The organism is Pseudomonas delhiensis, from assembly GCF_900187975.1.
Lineage (GTDB): Bacteria > Pseudomonadota > Gammaproteobacteria > Pseudomonadales > Pseudomonadaceae > Pseudomonas > Pseudomonas delhiensis.
This window is the reverse complement of the sequence record NZ_FZPC01000001.1, coordinates 1-22,744: the sequence shown is the minus strand read 5'-3', so window position 1 is coordinate 22,744 and position 22,744 is coordinate 1. Positions and strand designations below refer to the sequence as shown.

The 22,744-nt window shown below is 67.9% G+C and carries 21 protein-coding genes; 14 read left to right on the top strand and 7 right to left on the bottom strand.

Annotated features, from left to right (window positions below):
* Nucleotides 1–164: 164 nt before the first annotated feature.
* Nucleotides 165–1,094: a sulfotransferase gene (locus CHC02_RS00110; protein ID WP_089389496.1), complete on the bottom strand. Its 930-nt coding sequence runs from the start codon at nucleotides 1,092–1,094 to the stop codon at nucleotides 165–167.
* Nucleotides 1,095–1,194: 100 nt separating this feature from the next.
* Entirely contained in the window at nucleotides 1,195–2,148 is a 954-nt protein-coding gene (locus CHC02_RS00105) for an aldo/keto reductase (RefSeq protein ID WP_089389495.1), read from the bottom strand.
* A gap of 342 nt (nucleotides 2,149–2,490) precedes the next feature.
* Here CHC02_RS00105 and dapA point away from each other — a divergent pair, with 342 nt between their 5' ends.
* The 4 genes from dapA to CHC02_RS00080 all read left to right on the top strand — a co-directional run bounded on the left by dapA (nucleotide 2,491) and on the right by CHC02_RS00080 (nucleotide 4,379).
* Nucleotides 2,491–3,357, top strand: a complete 867-nt coding sequence (gene dapA / locus CHC02_RS00095) for a 4-hydroxy-tetrahydrodipicolinate synthase (protein ID WP_089389493.1) — start codon at nucleotides 2,491–2,493, stop codon at nucleotides 3,355–3,357.
* A gap of 65 nt (nucleotides 3,358–3,422) precedes the next feature.
* Nucleotides 3,423–3,758, top strand: coding sequence for a DUF5629 family protein (locus CHC02_RS00090; protein WP_089389492.1), 336 nt, complete (start codon nucleotides 3,423–3,425; stop codon nucleotides 3,756–3,758).
* A 107-nt stretch (nucleotides 3,759–3,865) separates the two neighbouring features.
* The gene (locus CHC02_RS00085) at nucleotides 3,866–4,105 is read left to right on the top strand and encodes a CopG family ribbon-helix-helix protein (protein WP_089389491.1); all 240 of its coding nucleotides are present in this window, start codon (nucleotides 3,866–3,868) and stop codon (nucleotides 4,103–4,105) included.
* Complete coding sequence (locus CHC02_RS00080) at nucleotides 4,095–4,379, top strand: type II toxin-antitoxin system RelE/ParE family toxin (protein ID WP_089389490.1); 285 nt, start codon at nucleotides 4,095–4,097, stop codon at nucleotides 4,377–4,379. The genes CHC02_RS00085 and CHC02_RS00080 overlap by 11 nt, the downstream gene beginning before the upstream one ends.
* Before the next feature lie 53 nt (nucleotides 4,380–4,432).
* Here the strand turns inward: CHC02_RS00080 and leuA are convergent, their stop codons facing one another.
* On the bottom strand, nucleotides 4,433–6,103 hold the full coding sequence (leuA, locus tag CHC02_RS00075) for a 2-isopropylmalate synthase (RefSeq protein ID WP_089389489.1): 1,671 nt from the start codon (nucleotides 6,101–6,103) through the stop codon (nucleotides 4,433–4,435).
* A gap of 404 nt (nucleotides 6,104–6,507) precedes the next feature.
* Here leuA and CHC02_RS00070 point away from each other — a divergent pair, with 404 nt between their 5' ends.
* The 4 genes from CHC02_RS00070 (at nucleotide 6,508) to CHC02_RS00055 (ending at nucleotide 10,269) form a co-directional block, all read left to right on the top strand.
* Nucleotides 6,508–6,918 (top strand): DUF2946 domain-containing protein, encoded by a 411-nt coding sequence (locus tag CHC02_RS00070; RefSeq protein ID WP_279615523.1) that lies wholly within the window; start codon nucleotides 6,508–6,510, stop codon nucleotides 6,916–6,918.
* Between the two features lie 98 nt (nucleotides 6,919–7,016).
* Complete coding sequence (locus tag CHC02_RS00065; protein WP_425262389.1) at nucleotides 7,017–9,140, top strand: TonB-dependent copper receptor; 2,124 nt, start codon at nucleotides 7,017–7,019, stop codon at nucleotides 9,138–9,140.
* A gap of 107 nt (nucleotides 9,141–9,247) precedes the next feature.
* The gene (locus CHC02_RS00060; RefSeq protein ID WP_089389486.1) at nucleotides 9,248–9,760 is read left to right on the top strand and encodes a copper chaperone PCu(A)C; all 513 of its coding nucleotides are present in this window, start codon (nucleotides 9,248–9,250) and stop codon (nucleotides 9,758–9,760) included.
* A 101-nt stretch (nucleotides 9,761–9,861) separates the two neighbouring features.
* Nucleotides 9,862–10,269, top strand: a complete 408-nt coding sequence (locus CHC02_RS00055; RefSeq protein WP_089389485.1) for a DUF6491 family protein — start codon at nucleotides 9,862–9,864, stop codon at nucleotides 10,267–10,269.
* Nucleotides 10,270–10,272: 3 nt separating this feature from the next.
* Here the strand turns inward: CHC02_RS00055 and CHC02_RS00050 are convergent, their stop codons facing one another.
* The 3 genes from CHC02_RS00050 to xseA form a co-directional block, all read right to left on the bottom strand.
* Entirely contained in the window at nucleotides 10,273–11,109 is an 837-nt protein-coding gene (locus CHC02_RS00050; protein WP_089389484.1) for a M23 family metallopeptidase, read from the bottom strand.
* A 535-nt stretch (nucleotides 11,110–11,644) separates the two neighbouring features.
* Entirely contained in the window at nucleotides 11,645–12,400 is a 756-nt protein-coding gene (locus CHC02_RS00045) for a M15 family metallopeptidase (protein WP_176450300.1), read from the bottom strand.
* 5 nt (nucleotides 12,401–12,405) lie between these two features.
* The gene (xseA, locus tag CHC02_RS00040) at nucleotides 12,406–13,785 is read right to left on the bottom strand and encodes an exodeoxyribonuclease VII large subunit (protein WP_089389483.1); all 1,380 of its coding nucleotides are present in this window, start codon (nucleotides 13,783–13,785) and stop codon (nucleotides 12,406–12,408) included.
* 137 nt (nucleotides 13,786–13,922) lie between these two features.
* Between xseA and guaB the strand changes: the two genes are divergently transcribed.
* The 4 genes from guaB (at nucleotide 13,923) to CHC02_RS00020 (ending at nucleotide 19,346) form a co-directional block, all read left to right on the top strand.
* Nucleotides 13,923–15,392 (top strand): IMP dehydrogenase, encoded by a 1,470-nt coding sequence (gene guaB / locus CHC02_RS00035; protein ID WP_089389482.1) that lies wholly within the window; start codon nucleotides 13,923–13,925, stop codon nucleotides 15,390–15,392.
* 118 nt (nucleotides 15,393–15,510) lie between these two features.
* Nucleotides 15,511–17,088 carry a glutamine-hydrolyzing GMP synthase gene (gene guaA / locus CHC02_RS00030; protein ID WP_089389481.1) on the top strand — a complete coding sequence of 526 codons (1,578 nt, stop codon included), beginning with the start codon at nucleotides 15,511–15,513 and terminating at the stop codon, nucleotides 17,086–17,088.
* A 496-nt stretch (nucleotides 17,089–17,584) separates the two neighbouring features.
* Nucleotides 17,585–18,415, top strand: coding sequence for a type IV toxin-antitoxin system AbiEi family antitoxin domain-containing protein (locus tag CHC02_RS00025; RefSeq protein WP_208604336.1), 831 nt, complete (start codon nucleotides 17,585–17,587; stop codon nucleotides 18,413–18,415).
* On the top strand, nucleotides 18,399–19,346 hold the full coding sequence (locus CHC02_RS00020; RefSeq protein WP_089389480.1) for a nucleotidyl transferase AbiEii/AbiGii toxin family protein: 948 nt from the start codon (nucleotides 18,399–18,401) through the stop codon (nucleotides 19,344–19,346). Before CHC02_RS00025 ends, CHC02_RS00020 begins: the two co-directional genes overlap by 17 nt.
* A gap of 252 nt (nucleotides 19,347–19,598) precedes the next feature.
* Here the strand turns inward: CHC02_RS00020 and CHC02_RS00015 are convergent, their stop codons facing one another.
* Nucleotides 19,599–20,384, bottom strand: a complete 786-nt coding sequence (locus CHC02_RS00015) for a crotonase/enoyl-CoA hydratase family protein (protein WP_089389479.1) — start codon at nucleotides 20,382–20,384, stop codon at nucleotides 19,599–19,601.
* 198 nt (nucleotides 20,385–20,582) lie between these two features.
* On the opposite strand from CHC02_RS00015, the gene CHC02_RS00010 reads away from it, so the two are divergent.
* Both CHC02_RS00010 and tadA read left to right on the top strand, forming a co-directional pair.
* A complete protein-coding gene (locus CHC02_RS00010) occupies nucleotides 20,583–21,974 on the top strand; it encodes a multicopper oxidase family protein (RefSeq protein WP_089389478.1) in 1,392 nt (463 codons plus the stop codon).
* Nucleotides 21,962–22,480 (top strand): tRNA adenosine(34) deaminase TadA, encoded by a 519-nt coding sequence (gene tadA / locus CHC02_RS00005; RefSeq protein ID WP_089389477.1) that lies wholly within the window; start codon nucleotides 21,962–21,964, stop codon nucleotides 22,478–22,480. The genes CHC02_RS00010 and tadA overlap by 13 nt, the downstream gene beginning before the upstream one ends.
* Nucleotides 22,481–22,744 lie beyond the last annotated feature (264 nt).

Here is a 22,744-nt window from a genome sequence, read left to right as displayed (position 1 = left end):
ACGGGTGGAATGGCGCGGGGTAGGGCGAATAACCGTTCGCGGTTATCCGCCGCCGGCCGGAACACCGATACCGGGGCCAATGGCGGATAACGCCAGGGGATGGCATGGCGTAGGAGCGGATCTTATCCGCGAATCGCGCCTTAACCTCCGGCCGCGCTGGACTGTCAGGACGCCGCCAGCAACCCCGCGATACGCCGGTGCAGGTTGCCCAGCGGGGTGAAGTGCGCCGGATCGATATGGTTGGAATTCTGCTCCAGTTGCACCAGGCGCATGCCGCCGGCGACCTGCCCGCGCAATTCCTCGTAGGCGGCGATCACTTCCTCCGCCAGGGCCCGGGCGTGCTCCGGCACCTGGTCCAGGCTGTAGCGCCGGACGCGGGCGTTGTCGTAGTAGCCGGCGGCCTCGCCCAGGTCGACGCCCAGCCAGGCGCCGGTGTCGCGCAGCACCGCCTCGCCGAGGTCCTCGTGGAACACCGCCCGGACCAAGGGCAGGTTACGCAGGAAGCGGATGTACAGCGCCATCACCTGCAGGAAGCTCTTGAGCACCGTGTCGTGGCCGGCCGCCTCGTCGCCGTTCAGCTCGGCCAGGCCGCGGGTCGACATGAGCACGTCGATGGGGTTGCGGAAGGTGAAGACGTAGTGCGAGCGGTAGAAGTGCCGGCAATGGAACTCGAACAGCTGCTGGCAGGTGCGCGCGGCCTCGTGGGGGTTGACCACGATCTTGCTGCCGACGTAGCGGTAGTGCCGGGCGAGGCGGGCCAGGTAGTGCTGCCAGGGGGCGTCCTGCCCGAACAGCGGCGGGCAGAAGCTGCTCTTGTTCTCCTGGTTGCCCCAGGACCTGTGCATGGCGTTGTAGCGCGCGGCGAAGTCCGGGGTGCCCGGGTCGTCCTGCAGCGCCGGTTCGCCGAGGAGGAAGATGTCCGGCGAGCTGTTCAGGGCGTTCTGGAAGACGGTGGTGCCGCTGCGCGCCGCGCCGATGACGAACAGGCCGCGGTCGTCCGGCGGCGCGATTCCGGAGGCCTCTGCCGTGGGGGATTCCTCGCGCTGTGGGTTGGGCTTGAGCACCTGCCAGAGGCGTTGCGGCGTGGACAGCATTCTCTGCTCCGTTTTTCTTCTTGTCGGGGACCCGCGCAGCAGAGAGTAAGGGCCCATGGGCGGCCGCGGCAAGCCTCCGCAGCCATCCCGGCGGGCGCCCTCAGTAGGCGCTCGCCGCATCCAGCCGGTGGATGTCCTCCTGGCTCAGCTGCAGCCGCGTCGCCGCGACCAGGTCCGGCAACTGCTCCAGGCTGGAGGCGCTGGCGATGGGCGCGGTGATGCCGGGGCGGGCGATCAGCCAGGCCAGGGCCACCTGGGCCGGGGTGGCGTCGTATTCCTCGGCCACCTCGTCCAGGGCTACCAGGATGGTCACGCCGCGCTCGTTCAGGTAGCCCTTGACCTTGTCCGCCCGCGCCGGGCTCTTGTCCAGGTCGGCCTCGCTGCGGTACTTGCCGCTGAGGAAGCCGCCGGCCAGGCCGTAGTAGGGGATGACGCCGATGCCCAGCTCGCGCACCGTCGGTTCCAGGCGCGTCTCGTAGTCGGCGCGGTCGTAGAGGTTGTAGTTCGGCTGCAGGCTCTGGTAGCTGGGCAGGTGCAGGCGCTCGGCCACCTCGCGGGCCTCGCGCAGGCGCCGGCCGTCGTAGTTGGAGGCGCCTATGACGCGCACCTTGCCCTTCGCCACCAGTTCGGCGTAGGCGCCCAGGGTTTCCTCCAGGGAGGTGTGGGTGTCGTCGCAGTGGGACTGGTAGAGGTCGATGTAGTCGGTTTGCAGGCGCTGCAGCGAGCGCTCCACGGCCTGTTCGATGTAGGCCGCGGAAAGGCCCTTGTGGCCGTTGCCCATGTCCATGCCGACCTTGGTGGCGATGATCACCCTGCCGCGGTTGCCGCGCTGCTTCATCCACTTGCCGATGATGGCCTCGGATTCGCCGCCCTTGTGCCCGGGCACCCAGCGCGAGTACACGTCGGCGGTGTCGATGCAGTTCAGCCCGGCGTCCAGCAGGGCGTCGAGCAGGCGGAAGGAGGTCGCCTCGTCGGCGCTCCAGCCGAAGACGTTGCCGCCGAACACCAGCGGCGCAATGGCCAGCCCGGAGTGGCCCAGTTCGCGAGAGTTCACCTGTCACTTCTCCATACTGCGGTGTGGTTGAACCAGCATAGACCCTAGGAGACTGTTGACAGCCAAGTCCGACGTTGAGCATATTCGGTGTCTGATTCGCGCAACGGACTTCCCATGTTCGCCAACTTCGACCACTCGCTGCCGCTCCCGGGCTCCTTCGCCCCGGCCTGCGCGTGCGTCGCCGTTGCCAAGAAATCCAAGAAACAGTCGCTCATTTGACCGGGGCGCGCTGTCCCGTCAGATGGGCTGACAGGACAACCAGGCGCCAGGTCGATCTCCCCCCGCTTGCATCCCGCACCCTCCCTGACGGCGACCAGACGGTCAGCCACAAGGAGTTTTCGCATGTCTACGTTTCGTGGGATCTGGGTGGCCCTGGCCACGCCCTTCCGTGCCGGGGAAATCGACTTCGCCGCCCTGCAAGGCCTGGTGGGCCGGCTGCTGGAGGACGGCGTCGCCGGCTTCGCGGTCTGCGGCACCACCGGCGAGGCCGCCGCGCTCAGCCATGAGGAGCAGCTGGCGGTGCTCGACGCCGTGCTCCAGTGGGTGCCGCCGCAGCAGGTGATCATGGGCCTGGCCGGCAACAACCTGCGCGAGCTGCTGGCCTTCCAGCAGGACGTCCAGCGCCGCCCCGTGGCCGGCCTGCTGGTGCCGTCGCCTTACTACATCCGCCCGTCGCAGCAGGGCCTGGAAGCGTTCTTCCAGGCGGTCGCCGACGCCGCCAGCGTGCCGCTGGTGCTCTACGACATTCCCTACCGCACCGGCGTGCGCATCGAGCGCGAGACCCTGCGGCGCATCGTCCGCCACCCGCGCATCGCGGCGGTCAAGGATTGTGGCGGCGACCTCGAGAGCACCCTGGCGCTAATCGCCGACGGCAACGTCGAGGTGCTGGCCGGCGAGGACCTGCAGATCTTCGCCAACCTGTGCCTGGGTGGCGCCGGGGCCATCTCCGCCTCCGCCCACGTGCGCGCCGACCTCTACGTGCGGATGCAGCGCCAGGCGGAGGTGGGCGACCTGGCCGGGGCGCGGGCGACCTTCCAGCGCCTGCTGCCGTGGATGCAGGCCGCCTTCGCCGAGCCCAACCCGGCGCCCGTGAAGGCCGCCCTGGCCTTGCAGGGGCTGATCGCCGACGAACTGCGCGAGCCCATGCAGCCTTGCTCGGCGGCCACGGTGGAACGCCTGCGCGGCGTGCTGGCGGCACTGGCCGACTAGGCGGGGGAGGGCCGCCGGTGGCGCTTTGCTCTATGATGGCGGCCTGTCTCACCGGGAATACCAAGATGTCCGACGAAACCCTCTACCTGCTGGACCAGCTCGAACTGACCGACATGCTCGAACTGGACGGCCTGCACGCCTGGGAATTCAGCCTCGACGAGGACCTGCTGGACCGCGCCGAGATCGCCGCCGAAGCCGGCCAGGCCTTCGCCAGCGAAGACGTGGTGCTGCGCGTGGAAGCGGTCGACGGCCGCGACAAGCGGCGCTGGCAGTTCACCTACAACGAGGTGATGGAAGCGCAGTACGAGGCCAGCGACGACAGCTGGACGCTGCAGTCCGAGGGCAGCGAGCACCGCCTGCGCTGCCTGGGCGCGCTGAGCGCCAGCGGCGACGACGAATAGCATTCCCCTGGCTGGCCCGTTGGGCACTTCCGGGCGATCGGTACCGCGCATGACCTGTAGTGTGTTGTAGTATGTTGCAGTGATACACACTACAGCCGAGGTGTTCCATGCCCGTAATGTCCCTGCGCCTGTCGGATGATCAGTCCGATACCCTCGCTAGGCTTGCCCAGGCGACCGGCCGCAGCAAGAACTTCCTTGCCGCCCAGGCACTGGACGAATACCTTGCCCGGGAGGCCTGGCAGATCGGCGAAATCCAGCAGGCCATCGTAGAAGCCGATGCCGGCGACTTCGCCAGTGAGGCAGAAGTCGAAGCGGTCCTGAACAAGTGGACGCGCAATGCAGGTTGAGTGGCTGCGCAAAGCGCTGCAGAACCTCGACGACGAAGCCGCCCATCTCGCTCAGCACAATCCGGCCGCCGCACGTGACTTCGTCGCTGCGGTGTTCGACGACATCGAACAACTGGCTCTCCATCCTGCGATAGGGCGCGAGGGCCGGGTGCCCGGTACCCGCGAATGGCCCATGCCCGGCCACCCCTACCTGATCCCCTATCGCGTTCGCGGCGGACGATTGCAGATCCTGCGCATCTTCCACACCCGGCGCCTGCCTCCCGAGCGCTGGTAGCCTTCGGCACGAAAAAGGGGCCCGAAGGCCCCTTTTTCACATCACCGGCGAACTCAGGCGGCTTTCGCCTGGCCCAGGGTCACGGCGCGGTTCAGCGCGCTGAACAGGGCGCGGAAGCTGGCGGTGGTGATGTTCTCGTCGATGCCGATGCCGTGCAGCGAGCGGCCGCCTTCCACGCGCAGCTCGATGTAGGCCGCCGCGCGGGCGTTGGTGCCGGCGCCGATGGCGTGCTCGTTGTAGTCCATGATCTCGACCGCCACCGGCAGCGCGGCGACCAGGGCTTCCAGGGTGCCCTTGCCCTTGCCGTGCCAGCGGTGCTGCTCGCCCTTGTGCACCACGTCGATGTCGATGGCGCAGATGCCGTTCTCTTCCTGCAGACGGTAGTTCTTCAGGGCGAACGGCGACACCGCTTGCAGGTACTCGCTCTGCAGCAGGCCGTAGATCTGCTCGGCGGTCATTTCCAGGCCGAGACGGTCGGTCTCGTTCTGCACCACCTGGCTGAACTCGATCTGCATGCGGCGCGGCAGGCTGATGCCGTACTCCTGCTCGAGCAGGAAGGTGATGCCGCCCTTGCCCGACTGGCTGTTGACGCGGATGACCGCCTCGTAGCTGCGGCCGATGTCGGCCGGGTCGATCGGCAGGTAGGGCACTTCCCACACGGCGTCGTCCTTCTGCTGGGCGAAGCCCTTGCGGATGGCGTCCTGGTGGGAGCCGGAGAAGGCGGTGTGGACCAGGTCGCCGACGTACGGGTGGCGCGGGTGCACCGGGATCTGGTTGCACTCTTCCACCACCTTGCGCACGGCGTCGATGTCGGAGAAGTCCAGCCCCGGGTTGACGCCCTGGGTGTACATGTTCAGCGCCATGGTCACCAGGCAGAGGTTGCCGGTGCGCTCGCCGTTGCCGAACAGGCAGCCTTCCACGCGGTCGGCGCCGGCCATCAGCGCCAGCTCCGAGGCGGCCACGCCGGTGCCGCGGTCGTTGTGGGTGTGCAGGCTGATGATGACGCTGTCGCGCTTGTCGATGTGACGGCCGAACCACTCGATCTGGTCGGCGTAGTTGTTCGGCGTGGCGCACTCGATGGTGGCCGGCAGGTTGAGGATCAGGCGGTTGGCCGGGGTCGGCTGGAACACCTCGATCACCGCGTTGCACACCTCGACGGCGAAGTCGGTCTCGGTGGAGCTGAAGACTTCCGGCGAGTACTCGAAGCCCCACTGGGTCTCGGGCGCGGCGGCGGCCAGGCGCTTGATGGTCTTGCCGGCGGCGATGGCGATCTGCTTGACGCCTTCCTTGTCCTGGTTGAAGACGATCTTGCGGAAGCTCGGCGCGCAGGCGTTGTAGTAGTGCACGATGGCGCGCCTGGCGCCCTTCAGCGACTCGAAGGTGCGCTCGATGAGGTCGTCGCGGGCCTGGGTCAGCACCTGGATGGTGACGTCGTCGGGAATGTGGCCACCCTCGATCAGCTCGCGGACGAAGTCGAAGTCGGTCTGCGAGGCGGACGGGAAGCCCACCTCGATTTCCTTCAGGCCCACCTGCACCAGGCACTTGAAGAAGCGCATCTTCTTCTCGGCGTCCATCGGCTCGATCAGCGACTGGTTGCCGTCGCGCAGGTCGGTGCTCAGCCAGATCGGCGCCTTGTCGATGATCTTGTCCGGCCAGGTGCGGTCGGGCAGGGTGATCGGGGTGAAGGGGCGGTATTTCTTCGACGGGTCTTTGAGCATGGTCATGGGCGGAATCCTTGTTCTTCCGGGCCAGCGGCGGCCCTGCGCGGTAGAAAGATGAAGAGGTGAAGCCGGGAAACGGATTCAGCCACGCAGTCGCGGGCTGACCAGGCGCAGGCAGGCGTGTTGGCGAAGCAGGATGAGGGTGTGTGCGGTTTTCATAGCGCCCACCCTAGTGCGCTTTGGGGGTGGATGGCAAGCATTGTGGAAAAATTGGTAGTCGTCGCTTGATTATATGGATAAGCGAGATTTTCTGCTTCTGTTCAGGCTTTATTGCGCAAGGAATTGCGAGGCGGTTTTTCTGCTTTACTCCCTGATGCGTCTCCATGCCGCACAGCATTGAGCCATCGGCGAATTGCGCCCGTCGGCCCGGCAGGGTAAAACGCCGCCAATCGATTCGGGGACTTCCAGTGACAGGTCGCAGACGGCGAGGCACAGGACAAGGCACGGGCATCTGGCTGGCGCTGTTCGCCATGCTGATGATCCACCTCGGCCCGCTGCTGTCGCAGTCCATGCCCATGGACCACCCCATGCCGGCCATGGCCGGCATGGGCGACATGGCCTGCTCCGACCAGATGCGCGACGGCCACCACGGGGCCGGCGCCGCGCAGCAGGGCTTCTCCGCCGACCACTTCATGGAGAAGTGCGGCTACTGTGGCCTGCTGCTCCACAGCCCGGCGCTGCAAACCCCGCGCCTGGCGCTCTCCGCCGACCTGCCCGGGGCCGCCCCGGCGCCCCAGGTCGTCATCGAACAAGCCATCCCGCCTTCGCCGATCTTCCCCGGCGCCCGTTCGCGCGCGCCGCCGTCCCTGACCGCCTGACCTTTCTTTCGCCGTAGCCAGCGCAAGCGCCATCGCGCAGGGGAACCTTCCTCCGCGCGCGTCCGCCGTGCCTGGCCAGAAGAACATCGTCATCGATCATGGAATTTCGCATGTCCAGACTCTTCCTGCGCGGGCGCGTTCGCCCGGCACGCCTGCGCACCCTTTGCGCACTCACCGCCCTCGGCGGCATCGTCGGCCTGACCCCGTCCGTACGCGCCGACGAGGCCGAGGACCCGCACGCCGGCCATCAAGCCATCGAACTGCAACCCAGCGTCATCACCGCGGTGGCGCAGAGTTCGCCGCTGACCGTGGTCACCGACCCGAAGCAGGCGCGCCAGCCGATCCCGGCCAGCGACGGCGCCGATTACCTGAAGACCATCCCCGGCTTCTCCGCCATCCGCAACGGCGGCAGCAATGGCGACCCGGTGCTGCGCGGCATGTTCGGCTCGCGCTTGAACATCCTCACCAACGGCGGCGTGATGCTCGGCGCCTGCCCGGCGCGGATGGACGCGCCCACTTCCTATATATCCCCGGAGACCTACGACCGGCTCACCGTGGTCAAGGGCCCGGAAACGGTGATCTGGGGCCCTGGCGCCTCGGCCGGGACCATCCGCTTCGACCGCGATCCGGAGCGCTTCGGCGAGCTGGGCACGCGGATAAACGGCAGCCTGGTGGCCGGCTCCAACGGCCGCTTCGACCGCGTGCTGGACGCCGCCGCCGGTGGCCCCGAAGGCTACCTGCGCTTCACCGGCAACCGCTCGCAGTCCGACGACTACGAGGACGGCGGCGGCAACACCGTGCCCTCGCGCTGGAACAAGTGGAACGGCGACGTCGCCCTGGGCTGGACGCCGGACGCCGACACCCTGGTCGAGCTGACCGCCGGCAAGGGCGATGGCGAGGCGCGCTACGCCGGGCGCGGCATGGATGGCTCGCAGTTCAAGCGCGAGAGCCTGGGCCTGCGCTTCGAGAAGTCCAACCTCGGCGGCGTGCTCGACAAGCTGGAGGCGCAGGTCTACTACAACTACGCCGACCACGTGATGGACAACTACAGCCTGCGCAACCCCTCGGGCACCGGCATGATGGCCGGGCCCATGGCCTCCAACGTCGATCGCCGCACCCTCGGCGGGCGCCTGGCGGCCACCTGGCGCTGGGACGACTTCAAGCTGATCTCCGGCGTCGACGCCCAGAGCAGCGAGCACCGCCAGCGCAGCGCCATGGGCATCGGCGCCTACGACGAGGTGCCGTGGAACAAGGATGCGGCCTTCCACAACTACGGCGCCTTCGGCGAGCTGACCTGGTACGCCGCCGAGCGCGACCGGGTGATCGGCGGCGCGCGCCTGGACCGCGCTTCGGCCAAGGACTACCGGCAGACCCTCGGCTCGGGGATGATGACGCGGCCCAACCCGACCGCCGATGACACCCGCGCCGATACCTTGCCCAGCGGCTTCCTGCGCTACGAGCACGACCTGGCCGACTCGCCCACCACGCTCTACGCCGGCCTCGGCCACGCGCAACGCTTCCCCGACTACTGGGAGCTGTTTTCCCCGAACATGGGCCCGGCCGGCTCGGCCAATGCCTTCGACGCCATCAAGCCGGAGAAGACCACCCAGCTCGACTTCGGCGCCCAGTACGAGGGCGAGAAGCTCAAGGCCTGGGCTTCGGGCTACGTCGGCGAGATCCGCGACTACATCCTCTTCACCTACCGCAGCGGCGGCATGATGGGTTCAACGTCCCAGGCGACCAACGTCGACGCACGCATCATGGGCGGTGAGCTGGGCGCGGCCTACCAGCTGGCGCCGAACTGGAAGACCGATGCGACCCTGGCCTACGCCTGGGGCAAGAACACCACGGACGACCGCGCGCTGCCGCAGATGCCGCCGCTGGAAAGCCGCCTGGGCCTGACCTACGAGCAGGGCGACTGGAGTGCCGGGGCGCTGTGGCGCCTGGTGGCGAAGCAGGGGCGGGTGGCCGAGGGGCAGGGCAACGTGGTCGGCAAGGACTTCGACGAGAGCGCCGGCTTCGGCGTCTTCTCGCTCAACGCCGCGTACCGCGTGAACAAGCACTTCAAGGTCAGCACCGGCGTCGACAACCTGTTCGACAAGGACTACGCCGAGCACCTCAACCTCGCCGGCAACGCCGGCTTCGGCTACCCGGCGGACGATCCCCAGGCTATCCGCGAGCCGGGCCGTACGCTCTGGACCAAGGTGGACTTCAGCTTCTGAGCCCCGCCGGCTTGAGTGGGGGCGCGAAGCAGCTATGCTGCCGGTGCCCTCGACCTTGCCGCCCGGCGCTGTGCCGGGCGGCCCATGAGATCGTTAGGAGTTCCAACATGCGCAAGACCCTCCTGGCCCTGGCGGCCATGCTGTCCCTCTCCACCCCGCTGCTGGCCCACGAATACAAGGCCGGCGACCTCGACGTCGAGCACCCCTGGTCGCTGCTGCTGCCGGCCAACTCGGAGAACGGCGCGGCCTATTTCGTCGTGCACAACCACGGCAAGGCGGCCGACCGCCTGCTCGGCGCCGACACCGAGCGCGCGGCCAGCGCCGAGGTCCACGAGCACCAGATGAAGGACGGCATGATGAAGATGCAGAAGGTCGAGGGCGTGGACATCCCCGCCGGCGGCACCGTCACCTTCGCCCCCGGCCACTACCACCTGATGCTGCTTGGCCTGAAGAAGCCGCTGGCCGACGGCGAGCGCTTCCCGCTGACCCTGCACTTCCAGCAGGCCGGCGACCTCAAGGTGGAGGTCGAGGTGCAGAAGCAGGCACCCGAGGGCGGTGACCACGGCATGTCCGGCCACGATATGTCGGGCCATGACATGCCCGGGATGAAGATGAACTGACCGTCTGGCCGGCCGTGTGCCGGCCTTTCCCCAGGGTGGGAAAATGGAACGGGGCCGATTCCGCCCCGAACAGCGGCCACCCGCGTGGCCGGGAGGTGAGCATGGGCACTGTCCGCAGCGCCGCCATGGTGGCGGCTGCCGTTCTGCTGGCCGCCTGCAGCCAGTCCGGGGTGCGCAACGACCAGTTGCCCCTCGACCAGCACCTGGAACGTCTCGGCTACCGGCAGGGCGAGGCGGTGAAGTCGATCCCGGTGTGGGAAACCCAGGGCTGGGAATACCTCGACAAGGGCCACATCGTCCTCGGCCAGGCGCCCGGCCGGCGCTACCTGGTGGCCTTCTCCTCGCCCTGCGACAACCTGTCGTTCAGCAACCGCCTGAACATCAGCAGCACGGTGGGGGCGGTAACCAAGCTCGACCGCATTCTCTCGTACGACTCGACCGGCATCCCCGAGCCTTGCCTGATCGGCGAGCTCTACCGCCTGGAGCGTGTTTCCACCCGCGCGGAATGAGCCTCAGGGCTTGAAGGCGCCGATGAATATCGCCGGGTCGACGCGGGCGTCGTTGAGGCTGACGTTCCAGTGCATGTGCGGCCCGGTGGCCCGGCCGGTGGCGCCCACGCGGCCGACTACACCGCCGCGCGGCACCTGGTCGCCGAGCTTCACGTCGATCTTCGACATGTGGCAGAACATGCTGATGAAGCCCTGGCCATGGTCGACGAACACGGTGTTGCCGTTGAAGAAGTAGTTGCCGATCAGGATCACCTTGCCCGCCGCCGGGGCCTTGATCGGCGTGCCGGCGGGCACCGCGAAGTCCAGCCCGGAATGCGGGTTGCGCTCCTCGCCATTGAAGAAGCGGCGCAGGCCGAAGGGGCTGGACAGCGGGCCGTTCACCGGCTTGTCCAGCACCAGGTTGCTCGGCGTGCCGGGGCTGAAGCTGCGGTAGGCGGCGGTCTGTTCGGCCAGCTCGCGGTTGATGCGCTTGAGGTCCTCGGGCAGCGGGTTGACCTGGCGGGTGTTCTTCAGGGTGATGCGCTGTTCGCGGTAGTGCTTGGCGCCGACCTGGAAGGCCAGGCTGCGGCTGGCGCCGGCCTGCTTCACCTGGATCTGCTGCGTACCCGGCTTGACGCTCAGCGGGATGCCGACCACGGCGATCCAGTCGCGGCCTTCCTCGCGCACCACCAGCACCGGCTTGCCCTGGTAGCTGGCGCTCGGCGCCGGCCCCGCGCTGCCCAGCTGGACCACGGCGACGCCGCCGGGCACCGGCTTGTTCAGGGTACGGCTGATGAAGCCCTCGGCATGGGCTGGCAGGGCGAGCAGGGTGGCGAACAGCAGGCAGAAGACGCGGAACATGGGCTTTCCGTATATCCGGTAAAGCCGGCAGTCTACATGGCGCGAACCTGGGGCGTATAACCGTTCGCGGTGATTCATCCGGTGTGCCAGCGCCTGTAGGAACAATGTCCATTGGGTTCCCGCATTCGCGGGAATGGCGAGGATGGTGGTTCGTAGGGCGGATAACGCCTACGGCGTTATCCGCCAAATCGCGGACAGAGTCCGCTCGCTGCCCGAGCCATGCCATTCCCCTGTAGGAGCGCGCCCTGCGCGCGAATCGCGGGCAGGGCCCGCTCCTACAATGGGGCGACATGGGAGGCGCGAATTTCGATCCAGTCACCCCCACGAACGAGGGAGCCCAGAAGACAGTTGCTCCTACGGTTCCAGGAGGCACGGACGTAGGACTCCGTCCGCGATTCCGCCGGCAGGACCGGCGCCCGGTCTGGCATGGCGATAGGTGCGTGGTTTGCACGTGGAGCCGCCTGGGCGTGAGGTCAGGCGGCGGATAACGCCTGGGGCGTTATGCGCCCTACGCCCTGATTAGCCAGGCTCGCGCCTACGAAGAGCCAGGGAGGCTGTGCAACTGCTGGCGCCACAGCGCTTCCAGCGGCTGCACCTGGGCCGGGCCGTAGAGCGCCGCTTGCTCGCCGCGGTGCCAGGCCCACAGCTGGTCGCCGTAGTCGTAGTGCCACCATTCGCTGGACAGGTTGCTGAAGCCGGCCTCGCGCATCACGTTGAACAGCAGCCGGCGGCGGTCGCGGATGGCGCGGCCGTGGTCGTCGCTCGCGTCTTCGTAATGGCGGGTGTAGGAACGCGGGGTGGCCTCGTCGAACAGGCTGCCCATGTCCAGCCAGCGGCCGTCGCGGTCGCACAGGGTGATGTCGACGGCGCCGCCGGTCAGGTGCGGGCTCGGCGCTTCGGCGCGGGTGCTGGGCGGGGCGACGAACTCGCGGGTGCGCCGCGTCAGCTCCTCGGGCGCAGCGTCCGGTTCATGCTGGCGGAGGATTTCGTAGAGGGTGTCATAAAGATGCTGCTGCACCGCGAACGGCCGCCAGGCGTCCAGCACCACCAGGCGCAGGCCGTCGGGCAGTTGCCGCGCGGCCCGCAGCAGGCGCTCGAACACCCCGGCGCGGGCGTGGCATTCGGCCGGGGCGTTGGGGACGCCCAGGCGGTGGTAGGCCGGCCAGACCAGGAAGCCCTGGCTGGTGCCGAGGGCCTCCAGGGGCTCGCCGCATTCGACGATGGGCATGCGGAAGGCCGCGGCCCAATCCGGTTCCGGCGCTTCGGGGATGGCGGCGAGCAGGTCGGTCACGGCGGTCAGTCCAGCAGCGAGAGGGTTACCGGGGCCTGGTGGTTGTCTTCCACGCGCACCTCCAGCTGGCCTTCGCCCAGTTTCGCGGTCAGGCGCTGGCCGGGCTGGGCCTGGGCGGCGCGGCGGATGGCCTGGCCGCGCTCGTCGAGGAGGATGCTGTAGCCGCGCCCGAGGGTGGCCAGCGGGCTGACGATGTGCAGGCTCTGGGCCAGGCCGTCGAGGCGCTGGCGGCGCTCGCGGAGGATCGCCCGGGTGGCGTGGGGCAGGCGCGTGGCCAGGCTGTCGAGCTTCTGCCGCAGCAGCGCCAGGGCGCGGCCCGGGTGCTGCGCCTGCAGGCGCGTCTGCAGGCGGCCGATGCGCTCCTGGCGCACCTGCAGCTGGCGCTCGAAGGCGCGGCGCAGGCGCATGTCCAGGTCGTCCAGGCGCTGGGCCTGCTGGCGCAGGCGCTCGCCGGGGTGGCGCAGGCGCCGGGCGCTGCCTTCCAGGCGCAGGCGCTCGCGGGTCAGGCGGTCCTGGATGCGCAGGATCAGCCGCCGGCGCAGGCTGTCCAGGCGCTGCTGCAGGTCGCCGGCGTGGGGCGCCAGCAGCTCTGCGGCGGCCGAGGGCGTGGGGGCGCGGACGTCGGCGACGAAATCGCTGATGGACACGTCGGTCTCGTGGCCCACGGCGCTCACCACCGGGGTGGCGCAGGCGGCGATGGCGCGGGCCACGGCTTCCTCGTTGAAGCACCAGAGGTCTTCCAGCGAGCCGCCGCCGCGGGCCAGGATGATGGCGTCGAAACCGCGCGCGTCTGCCAGCTGCAGGGCGCGGACGATCTGCGCGGTGGCCTCGCGGCCCTGCACCGCGGTGGGCACCAGGGTCAGCCGGACCTGGGGCGCGCGGCGGCGGAACACGCTGATGATGTCGCGGATCACCGCGCCGGTGGGCGAGCTGACGATGCCGATGCGCTGCGGGTGGGCCGGCAGCGGCCGCTTGCGTTCGGCGGCGAACAGGCCCTCGGCGGCGAGTTTCTGCTTCAGCGCCTCGAAGGCCAGGCGCAGGGCGCCGTCACCGGCCGGCTCGACCGCGTCGGCGATCAACTGGTAGTCGCCGCGGCCCTCGAACAGCGAGACCTTGCCGCGCACCTTGACCGCCAGGCCGTCGCGCAGGGCCTGGCGCACCCGCAGGGCGTGCTGGCGGAACAGCGCGCAGCGCACCTGGGCGTTGCCGTCCTTGAGGGTGAAATAGATGTGCCCGGAGGCGGGGCGGGCGAGGTTGGAGATCTCGCCTTCCACCCACACCTGCGGGAACACGTCCTCCAGGAGCTGGCGGGCGCGCTGGTTGAGCTGGCTGACGGTCAGCACCTCGCGGTCGAGGCCCAGCCGTTGGAAAGGGTCGTTGAACATGGCGCTGGATGATAAGCCCGGGGCCTTGCCGAGGGCCAGCGCGAAACCCGCGAATCCAGCGGTCGGGCGCGTTGAGCCGGAGCGTGAAGCTGGGGTATAATGCCGCGCTTCCATTTTCCCGTGTGGGAGCCCTCGCCATGCTGCGCATCAGCCAAGAAGCCCTGACGTTCGACGACGTCCTCCTCATCCCCGGTTACTCCGAGGTCCTGCCCAAGGACGTGAGTCTGAAGACTCGCCTGACCCGGGGCATCGAACTGAACATCCCGCTGGTGTCCGCCGCCATGGATACCGTGACCGAATCCCGCCTGGCCATCGCCATGGCGCAGGAAGGCGGTATCGGCATCATCCACAAGAACATGGGCATCGAGCAGCAGGCTGCCGAAGTGCGCAAGGTCAAGAAGCACGAGACCGCCATCGTTCGCGACCCGGTCACCGTGACCCCCTCGACCAAGATCATCGAGCTGCTGCAGATCGCCCGCGAGTACGGCTTCTCCGGCTTCCCGGTGGTGGAAGAGGGCGAGCTGGTGGGCATCGTCACCGGCCGCGACCTGCGCGTGAAGCCGAACGTCGGCGACAGCGTGGCGGCGATCATGACGCCCAAGGACAAGCTGATCACCGCCCGCGAAGGCACCGCCCTGGAAGAGATCAAGGCCAAGCTGTACGAGAACCGCATCGAGAAGATGCTGGTGGTCGACGAGCATTTCCGCCTCACCGGCCTGGTCACCTTCCGTGACATCGAGAAGGCCAAGACCTACCCGCTGGCGTCCAAGGACGAGCAGGGCCGCCTGCGCGTCGGCGCCGCCGTCGGCACCGGTGCCGATACCGCCGAGCGCGTCGCCGCGCTGGTCGCCGCCGGCGTCGACGTAGTGGTGGTGGACACCGCCCACGGTCACTCCAAGGGTGTGATCGACCGCGTGCGCTGGGTGAAGGAAACCTTCCCGCAGGTCCAGGTGATCGGCGGCAACATCGCCACCGGCGAAGCCGCCAAGGCCCTGGCCGACGCCGGCGCCGACGCGGTCAAGGTCGGCATCGGCCCGGGCTCCATCTGCACCACCCGCATCGTCGCCGGTGTCGGCGTACCGCAGATCTCGGCCATCGCCAACGTCGCCGCCGCCCTCGAAGGCACCGGCGTCCCGCTGATCGCCGACGGCGGCATCCGCTTCTCCGGCGACCTGGCCAAGGCCATGGTGGCTGGCGCCTACTGCGTGATGATGGGCTCCATGTTCGCCGGCACCGAAGAGGCCCCGGGCGAGATCGAGCTGTTCCAGGGCCGCTCCTACAAGTCCTACCGCGGCATGGGCTCCCTGGGCGCCATGGCCGGCGCCACCGGTTCCTCCGACCGCTACTTCCAGGACGCCTCCGCCGGCGCCGAGAAGCTGGTCCCCGAGGGCATCGAAGGCCGCGTCCCCTACAAGGGCCAGCTGACCGCCATCGTCCACCAGTTGATGGGTGGCCTGCGCGCCGCCATGGGTTACACCGGCAGCGCCGACATCCAGGACATGCGCACCCGGCCGCAGTTCGTGCGCATCACCGGCGCCGGCATGGCCGAGTCCCACGTGCACGACGTGCAGATCACCAAGGAAGCGCCGAACTATAGGGTGGGCTGAAGCCCACGCTACAAGCTACAGGCGGCAAGCTACAAGCTAGAGCGATGTGGCTGCCGCCTTGCTCCTTTTTACTTGCAGCTTGCGGCTTGCGGCTTGCAGCTGCCTCGCAGAGGCCCCCATGTCCCAAGACATTCACGCTCACCGGATCCTGATCCTCGACTTCGGCTCCCAGTACACCCAACTGATCGCCCGCCGCGTGCGCGAGATCGGCGTGTACTGCGAAATCCACCCGTTCGACATGAGCGACGACGACATCCGCGCCTTCGCCCCGCGCGGCATCATCCTGGCCGGCGGCCCGGAGTCGGTGCACGAGCTGGACAGCCCGCGCGCGCCCAAGGCGGTGTTCGACCTGAACGTGCCGCTGTTCGGCATCTGCTACGGCATGCAGACCATGGCCGAGCAGCTGGGCGGCAAGGTGCAGGGTTCGGACCTGCGCGAGTTCGGCTACGCCCGCGTCGACGTGGTCGGCAAGGCGCGCCTGCTGGACGGCATCGAGGACCACGTGGATGAAGATGGCGTGCTCGGCCTCGACGTGTGGATGAGCCACGGCGACAAGGTCACCGACATTCCCGAGGGCTTCCATATCCTCGCCAGCACCCCGAGCTGCCCGATCGCCGCCATGGCCGACGACGCCCGCGGCTACTACGGCGTGCAGTTCCACCCGGAAGTGACCCACACCAAGCAGGGCGGCCGCATCCTCTCGCGCTTCGTGCTGGACATCTGCGGCTGCGCGGCCCTGTGGACGCCGTCGAACATCGTCAACGACGCCATCGCCACCGTGCGCGCCCAGGTGGGCAACGCCAAGGTGCTGCTGGGCCTGTCCGGCGGCGTCGATTCCTCGGTGGTCGCGGCCCTGCTGCACAAGGCCATCGGCGACCAGCTGACCTGCGTGTTCGTCGACAACGGCCTGCTGCGCCTGCACGAGGGCGACCAGGTGATGGCCATGTTCGCCGAGAACATGGGCGTCAAGGTGATCCGCGCCAACGCCGAAGACAAGTTCCTCGGCCGCCTGGCCGGCGTCGCCGACCCGGAAGAGAAGCGCAAGATCATCGGCCGCACCTTCATCGAGGTCTTCGACGAGGAAGCCACCAAGCTGCAGGACGTGAAGTTCCTCGCCCAGGGCACCATCTACCCCGACGTGATCGAGTCGGCCGGCGCCAAGACCGGCAAGGCCCACGTGATCAAGTCGCACCACAACGTCGGCGGCCTGCCCGAAGACATGCAGTTCGAACTGGTCGAGCCGCTGCGCGAGCTGTTCAAGGACGAAGTGCGCAAGATCGGCCTGGAGCTGGGCCTGCCCTACGACATGGTCTACCGCCACCCGTTCCCCGGCCCGGGCCTGGGCGTGCGCATCCTCGGCGAAGTGAAGAAGGAATACGCCGACCTGCTGCGCCGCGCCGACCACATCTTCATCGAAGAGCTGCGCAACTTCGACTGGTACCACAAGACCAGCCAGGCCTTCGTGGTGTTCCAGCCGGTGAAATCCGTCGGCGTGGTCGGCGACGGCCGCCGCTACGCCTGGGTTGTGGCCCTGCGCGCGGTGGAGACCATTGACTTCATGACCGCCCGCTGGGCGCACCTGCCCTACGAGCTGCTGGAGAAGGTCAGCAACCGCATCATCAACGAGATCGAAGGCATCTCCCGCGTCACCTACGACGTGTCGAGCAAGCCGCCGGCGACCATCGAGTGGGAGTGAGTTAGCCTCCCTTCGGGCTATCACTCATGCTTGAAAGCCTGCCGTGACATATTGATCCATAGGGAGATATGTTGCGGCGGCTGTCGGTGGCCGCCACCTGCCAGCGGAACGGGCTGGTGGTTGGCGCGGTCATTCGGGATCCTCCCGTACACTCCCCCCTCTCGACGGTAAAGTCTTCTTGGAAAGCATGGCTGGATACAGCTTTCCTTGCATCGGCAGGCCCCTGGCCCCTGACGGCAGAAGCCGTTACTAACCGTCATCCTCCTTTACGATTATCGTCTCAACGAGCACCGCGAACCCTGGCTGTCGGCATCAGGGCCAGCCGCTCTTTCTCTGGCCCTGGCCCGCGTAAAGTCGATGGCACGGTGTTCTCCTGGGCATCGGTTGCAGTTGGGCAGCGTTGGGTTTACCGTTTCAATGAAAAGATCAATATCAGTGATCTTTTTTGCCTTTTGTTAAACCGCTTCGATCTTGGAAGGTTTATAAAAACTGCATTTTGAACACTTTAAGTGATCAAAAATCAGGAAAGCTGAACCTGCTGCTGACCGAACTAAGTGACACACGGCTGATCTCGAGTCGCTGGCTGCGGGCCCACGGCTATTCCAATAGCCTCGTTGCGCGCTATGTGAGCAGCGGCTGGCTGGTGTCGCCTGCCCGCGGCGTGTACATGCGCAAGGGCGGCCGACTGCAATGGGAGGGCGTGGTTCGCAGCATGCAGCTTGGGGAAGGCATGCCGTTGCATGTCGGCGGCCGTTTTGCGCTGAGCCTGCTGGGGCATGAGCACTACCTGCGCCTGGGGGATGCCGGAACCATCACGCTATATGGGCCGGAACGGCCACCGGGCTGGCTCGACAAGCTGCCATTGGCGCAGCGTTTCGAGTTCCTGGGCAGGGGAGCCTTCGATCTGTCGCCCTTGTCGTTCACCGCTGCGGTGCCCGAGAAGACGCTGTCCGAGCAAGGGCTGACCTGGTACCGGGCCGCGCCGGGCGCCGATGCCCTGGTCTGCTCCACGCCGGAGCGGGCCATGCTGGAACTGTGCGATGGCGTCATGGATGCAGCGTTGGTCTACGAGGCCGATGCGCTGATGCAGGCCATGACTACCCTGCGGCCGCAGCGGGTCGGCCTGCTGTTGCGCCATTGCCGCAGCATCAAGGCCAAACGGGTGTTCCTGGCGTTGGCCGAGCGCCATCGACACGCGTGGTTGTCGCGCGTATCGCTGGATGGTGTGGACCTGGGGCGGGGAAAGCGTGCGCTGGTGCCCGGCGGGCGATTGCATCCGACCTACCAGATCACCTTGCCGGAAGACCTCGATGAACACTTGGCTTGAGTGTTGGGACCGGCGCTATACCGACCGCGTGCGGCTCCTGGTCGAGATCCTGCCGCTGCTGGAGCGGGAGCCATGCTTTGCGCTCAAGGGCGGTACGGCCATCAACCTGTTCGAGCACGACCTGCCGCGCTTGTCGGTGGACATCGATCTGGCCTGGTTACCGGTACATGACTACAGCGAAGATGCAAGGCTGATCGCGCAAGCGCTCGGGCGACTGGCCGATAGGCTGCGTGCCCATCCCTTGCGCCTGCAGGTGCAGGAGGCGGCAGGAGAGGGCGCCGGCGTTACGCGGCTGGTGGCCAGTCGCGGCCGGGCGCGTGTGCAGATCGAGACGACCCCGGTCATGCGTGGCACGGTGCATCCGCCGCGGAAAATGGTGGTGCGCCCGAGTGTCGAGGAGGCATTCGGCTTCGCCTCGGCGCAGGTCCTGGACTTTGCAGACCTTTATGCCGGCAAGCTGGCTGCCGCGTTGTCGAGGCAGCATCCTCGTGATCTTTTCGATGTCGGCCTGTTGCTGGAAGATGAACGAGCGGACCAATTGCTCTGGCGGACTTTTCTCGTCTACCTGACCTGTAGCCCCAAACCTGCCTGGGAGATGCTGGCGCCTCGGGTGCCCGCGGACTTCTCGGCGACCTTCGACGCGCACTTCAGGGGCATGACGGCCGAGCCTGTCGAGGCCAAAGCCTTGCTGGACATCCACGAGCGCCTGCTGACGCGCGTGGCCGGTTGGCTGGACGAGCCGTCATGTGCATTCCTGCGCTCCATCGAGGACCAGAAGCCGGACTTCGACCTGATCGGGCTTGCGCATGCCGCCGATCTGCCGGCCGTGCGGCGCAAGCTGCACAACCTGGCCCAGCGCACCGACGCCAAGCGGCTGGCGGATCGGAGGCTGCTGGAGGAAACGCTGGCCGGGATCGTCGCCGCCAGATGAGGTGCTTACCCTCGCCTGCTGTGGCCTTGGAACTGCTCGACCACAAGGGGTGCTGGATCGAATGTTTGGCTTCACCCATGCTCGCCGCGTGGGTGAGCCCGGTGATCCGCAGGCGGGGAACCTTGCGTACGACGGTTGAGAGAGTAGGCGGGTATGGGCCCGCCTCCTTCTCGTTTCAGGCTGGTTGATACTGTTACGCCTCCTGTAGTCGCACGGAAGGCACCCCTGGGACTCGATGTTCCCGTCGTCGTTTCAGCGGCCGACGAAGTTCGCCTCGCGGCGCTCCAGGAAGGAGGCCACGCCTTCCTTGACGTCCTCGCTGCCCATCAGCGGCTGCAGGTCCGGCAGCAGGCGGCGGGCGGCTTCCGCCTCGCCTTCGGCCAGGGCCAGGCGCGCGCTGGCCAGGGTGGCGCGCACGCCCAGCGGGGCCTGGCGGGCGATGCGTTCGGCGATGGCCAGGGCCGCGGCGAATTCTTCGCCAGGGGCCGTGACCTCTTGCACCAGGCCCATGCGGTGGGCTTCCCGGGCGTCGAACTCGTCGCCGGTGAGCAGGTAGCGCATCGTGTTGCCCCAGCCGATGTTCTGCACGAAGCGGATGGTCGCGCCGCCCACGGCATAGATGCCACGCTTGACCTCGATCTGGCCGAAGCGCGCACCTTCCGCGGCGACGCGCACGTCGGCGGCCAGCATCAGCTCCAGGGCGGCGGTGAAGCAGACGCCGCGGGCGGCGACCACGATCGGCTTGGCCACCCGCCGCGCCGGGTCGAGGCCGAAGGGGTCGCAGGCGCCAGGGGGAAGGTCGGGGAAGCGGCCGCTGGCGAACTGCGGGCCCCACTTGTCCAGCTCCAGGCCTGCGCAGAAGTGCTGGCCCTCGCCATAGAGCAGGCCGCAGCGCAGTTCGTCGTCGCGCTGCAGTTCGCCGTAGGCCTCGGCCAGCGCCAGGTACAGCTCCACGTCCATGGCGTTGTACTTCTCCGGGCGGTTCAGCCCGATGCAGAGCACATGGCCCTTGCGCTCCACTTTCAGTTTCTGGCTCATGCCGGCTCTCTCTCGTCGTGAATGGCGGTACAGCGAAGTTATCCAGATAGCCTCCTGCGGCGCCGCTGTCCATGTCTGTCAGGCATTTGCTGAGGCTACCCGGGATGCGACATCGCGCGCCGTCTTCGCGCTCGCCTTGCCACCGGGAAAATGAGAAAATATTGCATTTGCGAGATACCCGCAGGGGTTGGGGGAGACATGAGCTTTACCCGCAGACAGGTACTGGGCGGCATCGCCGGCCTCGCCGTGGTCGGCCTCGGCGCCGGCGGCGCGCGCCTCTGGCTGGCGCGCCCGCAGGTGACCGCGGAGCACGACTATGAACTGATCGCCGCGCCCATGGACCTGGAGCTGGTGCCCGGGCACAAGACGCCGGCGCTGCTCTACGGCAACCGCTTCCCCGGCTTCGAGATCCGCGCCCGCCAGGGCGACTGGCTGCGCGTGCGCTTCACCAACAAGCTGGACGAGCCGACCACCATCCACTGGCACGGCATCCGCCTGCCGATCGAGATGGACGGCGTGCCCTACATCTCGCAACCGCCGGTGCAGCCGGGGCAGAGCTTCGTCTACCTGTTCAAGACCCCCGACGCCGGCAGCTACTGGTACCACCCGCACCTGATGAGCAGCGAGCAGCTGGGCCGCGGCCTGGTCGGCCCGCTGATCATCGACGAGCGCGAGCCCACCGGCTTCACCCGGGAGAAGATCCTCTGCCTGAAGACCTGGCACGTGGACGAGCAGGGCGCCTTCACCGCCTTCAGCGTGCCGCGCGAGGCCGCCCGCGAGGGCACCCGCGGCAGCCTGTCGACCATCAACGGCGAGCACGTGCCGGTGATCGAGCTGCCCGCCGGCCAGGTGACCCGCGTGCGCATCCTCAACATCGACAACACCGTGACCTACCGCCTCAACCTGCCGGGCAGCGAGGCGAAGATCTACGCCATCGACGGCCACCCGGTGGAGCCGCGGGACCTCGACGGGCAATACTGGATCGGCCCGGGCATGCGCCTGGAGCTGGCGATCCGCGGCCCGGCGCAGGGCCAGGAGCTGTCCCTGCGCGATGGCGTGGTGCGCCTGGGCACGGTGCGCGGCGTGGCGCCGCTGCAGGGCGGTTCCGCCGAGTGGCCGCCGGCGCTGCCGCACAACCCGGTGAGCGAGCCGGACCTGGACAAGGCCGAGACCATCGACTTCAAGTTCGAGTGGGTGGGCGCCATGACCGACTACTCCAAGGGCCAGAGCACCCCCTCGCTGTGGCAGATCAACGGCGTGGCCTGGCAGGGCGGCGAGGAGCACAAGCACAACGCGCCGCCGCTGGCCAAGCTGGAGCTGGGCAAGAGCTACATCTTCACCCTGCGCAACCTGACGCAGTACCAGCACCCCATCCACCTGCACGGCATGACCTTCAAGGTGCTGGCGTCCAACCGCCGCAAGATCATCCCGTACTACAGTGATACCTACCTGCTGGGCAAGAACGAGAGCGCGAAGGTGGCGCTGGTGGCGGACAACCCCGGCCTGTGGATGTTCCACTGCCACGTCATCGACCATATGGAGACCGGCCTGATGGGCACCATCGCCGTGGGTGACGCCTGGTGCGGCTGACCAACAGCAAGGGCCACCCGACGGTGAAGGGGCTGGCCCCGGTGATCGACCGCAGCCGCGACCGCGAATTCATGCGCGAGGCCATGGCCCTGGCCGAGCAGGGCGCGGCCCTGGGCGAGGTGCCGGTGGGCGCGGTGCTGGTGCTGGAAGGGCAAATTATTGGGCGCGGCTTCAACCAGCCGATCACCGCCCATGATCCCAGCGCCCACGCCGAGATGGTCGCCATTCGCGAGGCCGCGGCGGCGGCCGGCAACTACCGCCTGCCCGGCAGCACCCTCTACGTCACCCTGGAACCCTGCAGCATGTGCGCCGGCCTGCTGGTGCACGCGCGCATCCAGCGCCTGGTCTACGCCGCCACCGAGCCCAAGTCGGGGGTGGTGGTCAGCCGCGGCGAGTTCTTCGCCCAGGACTTCCTCAACCACAAGGTGCTGGTGGAAGGCGGGGTGCTGGCGGAGGAGTGCAGTGCGATGCTCTCGGCCTTCTTCAAGGCAAGGCGCAAGGGGTAGGGCGCGGCGTCCGTGAATACGGCGGATAACCGCGAACGGTTATTCGCCCTACGCCATTCCCGTAGGGCGCATAACGCCTACGGCGTTATCCGCCGTTGCCCCGCGACAGGTTGCCCATACGCCGTGCCCTTGTAGGAGCGCGCCCTGCGCGCGATTCGCGGGCAGGGCCCGCTCCTATGTATGGACTCACCCCCACCGTCAACCCGCTTTTGAACAGAGGAACCCGATTGCATCTATGTATTAGGCCTGTTCGAGGAAGCCACG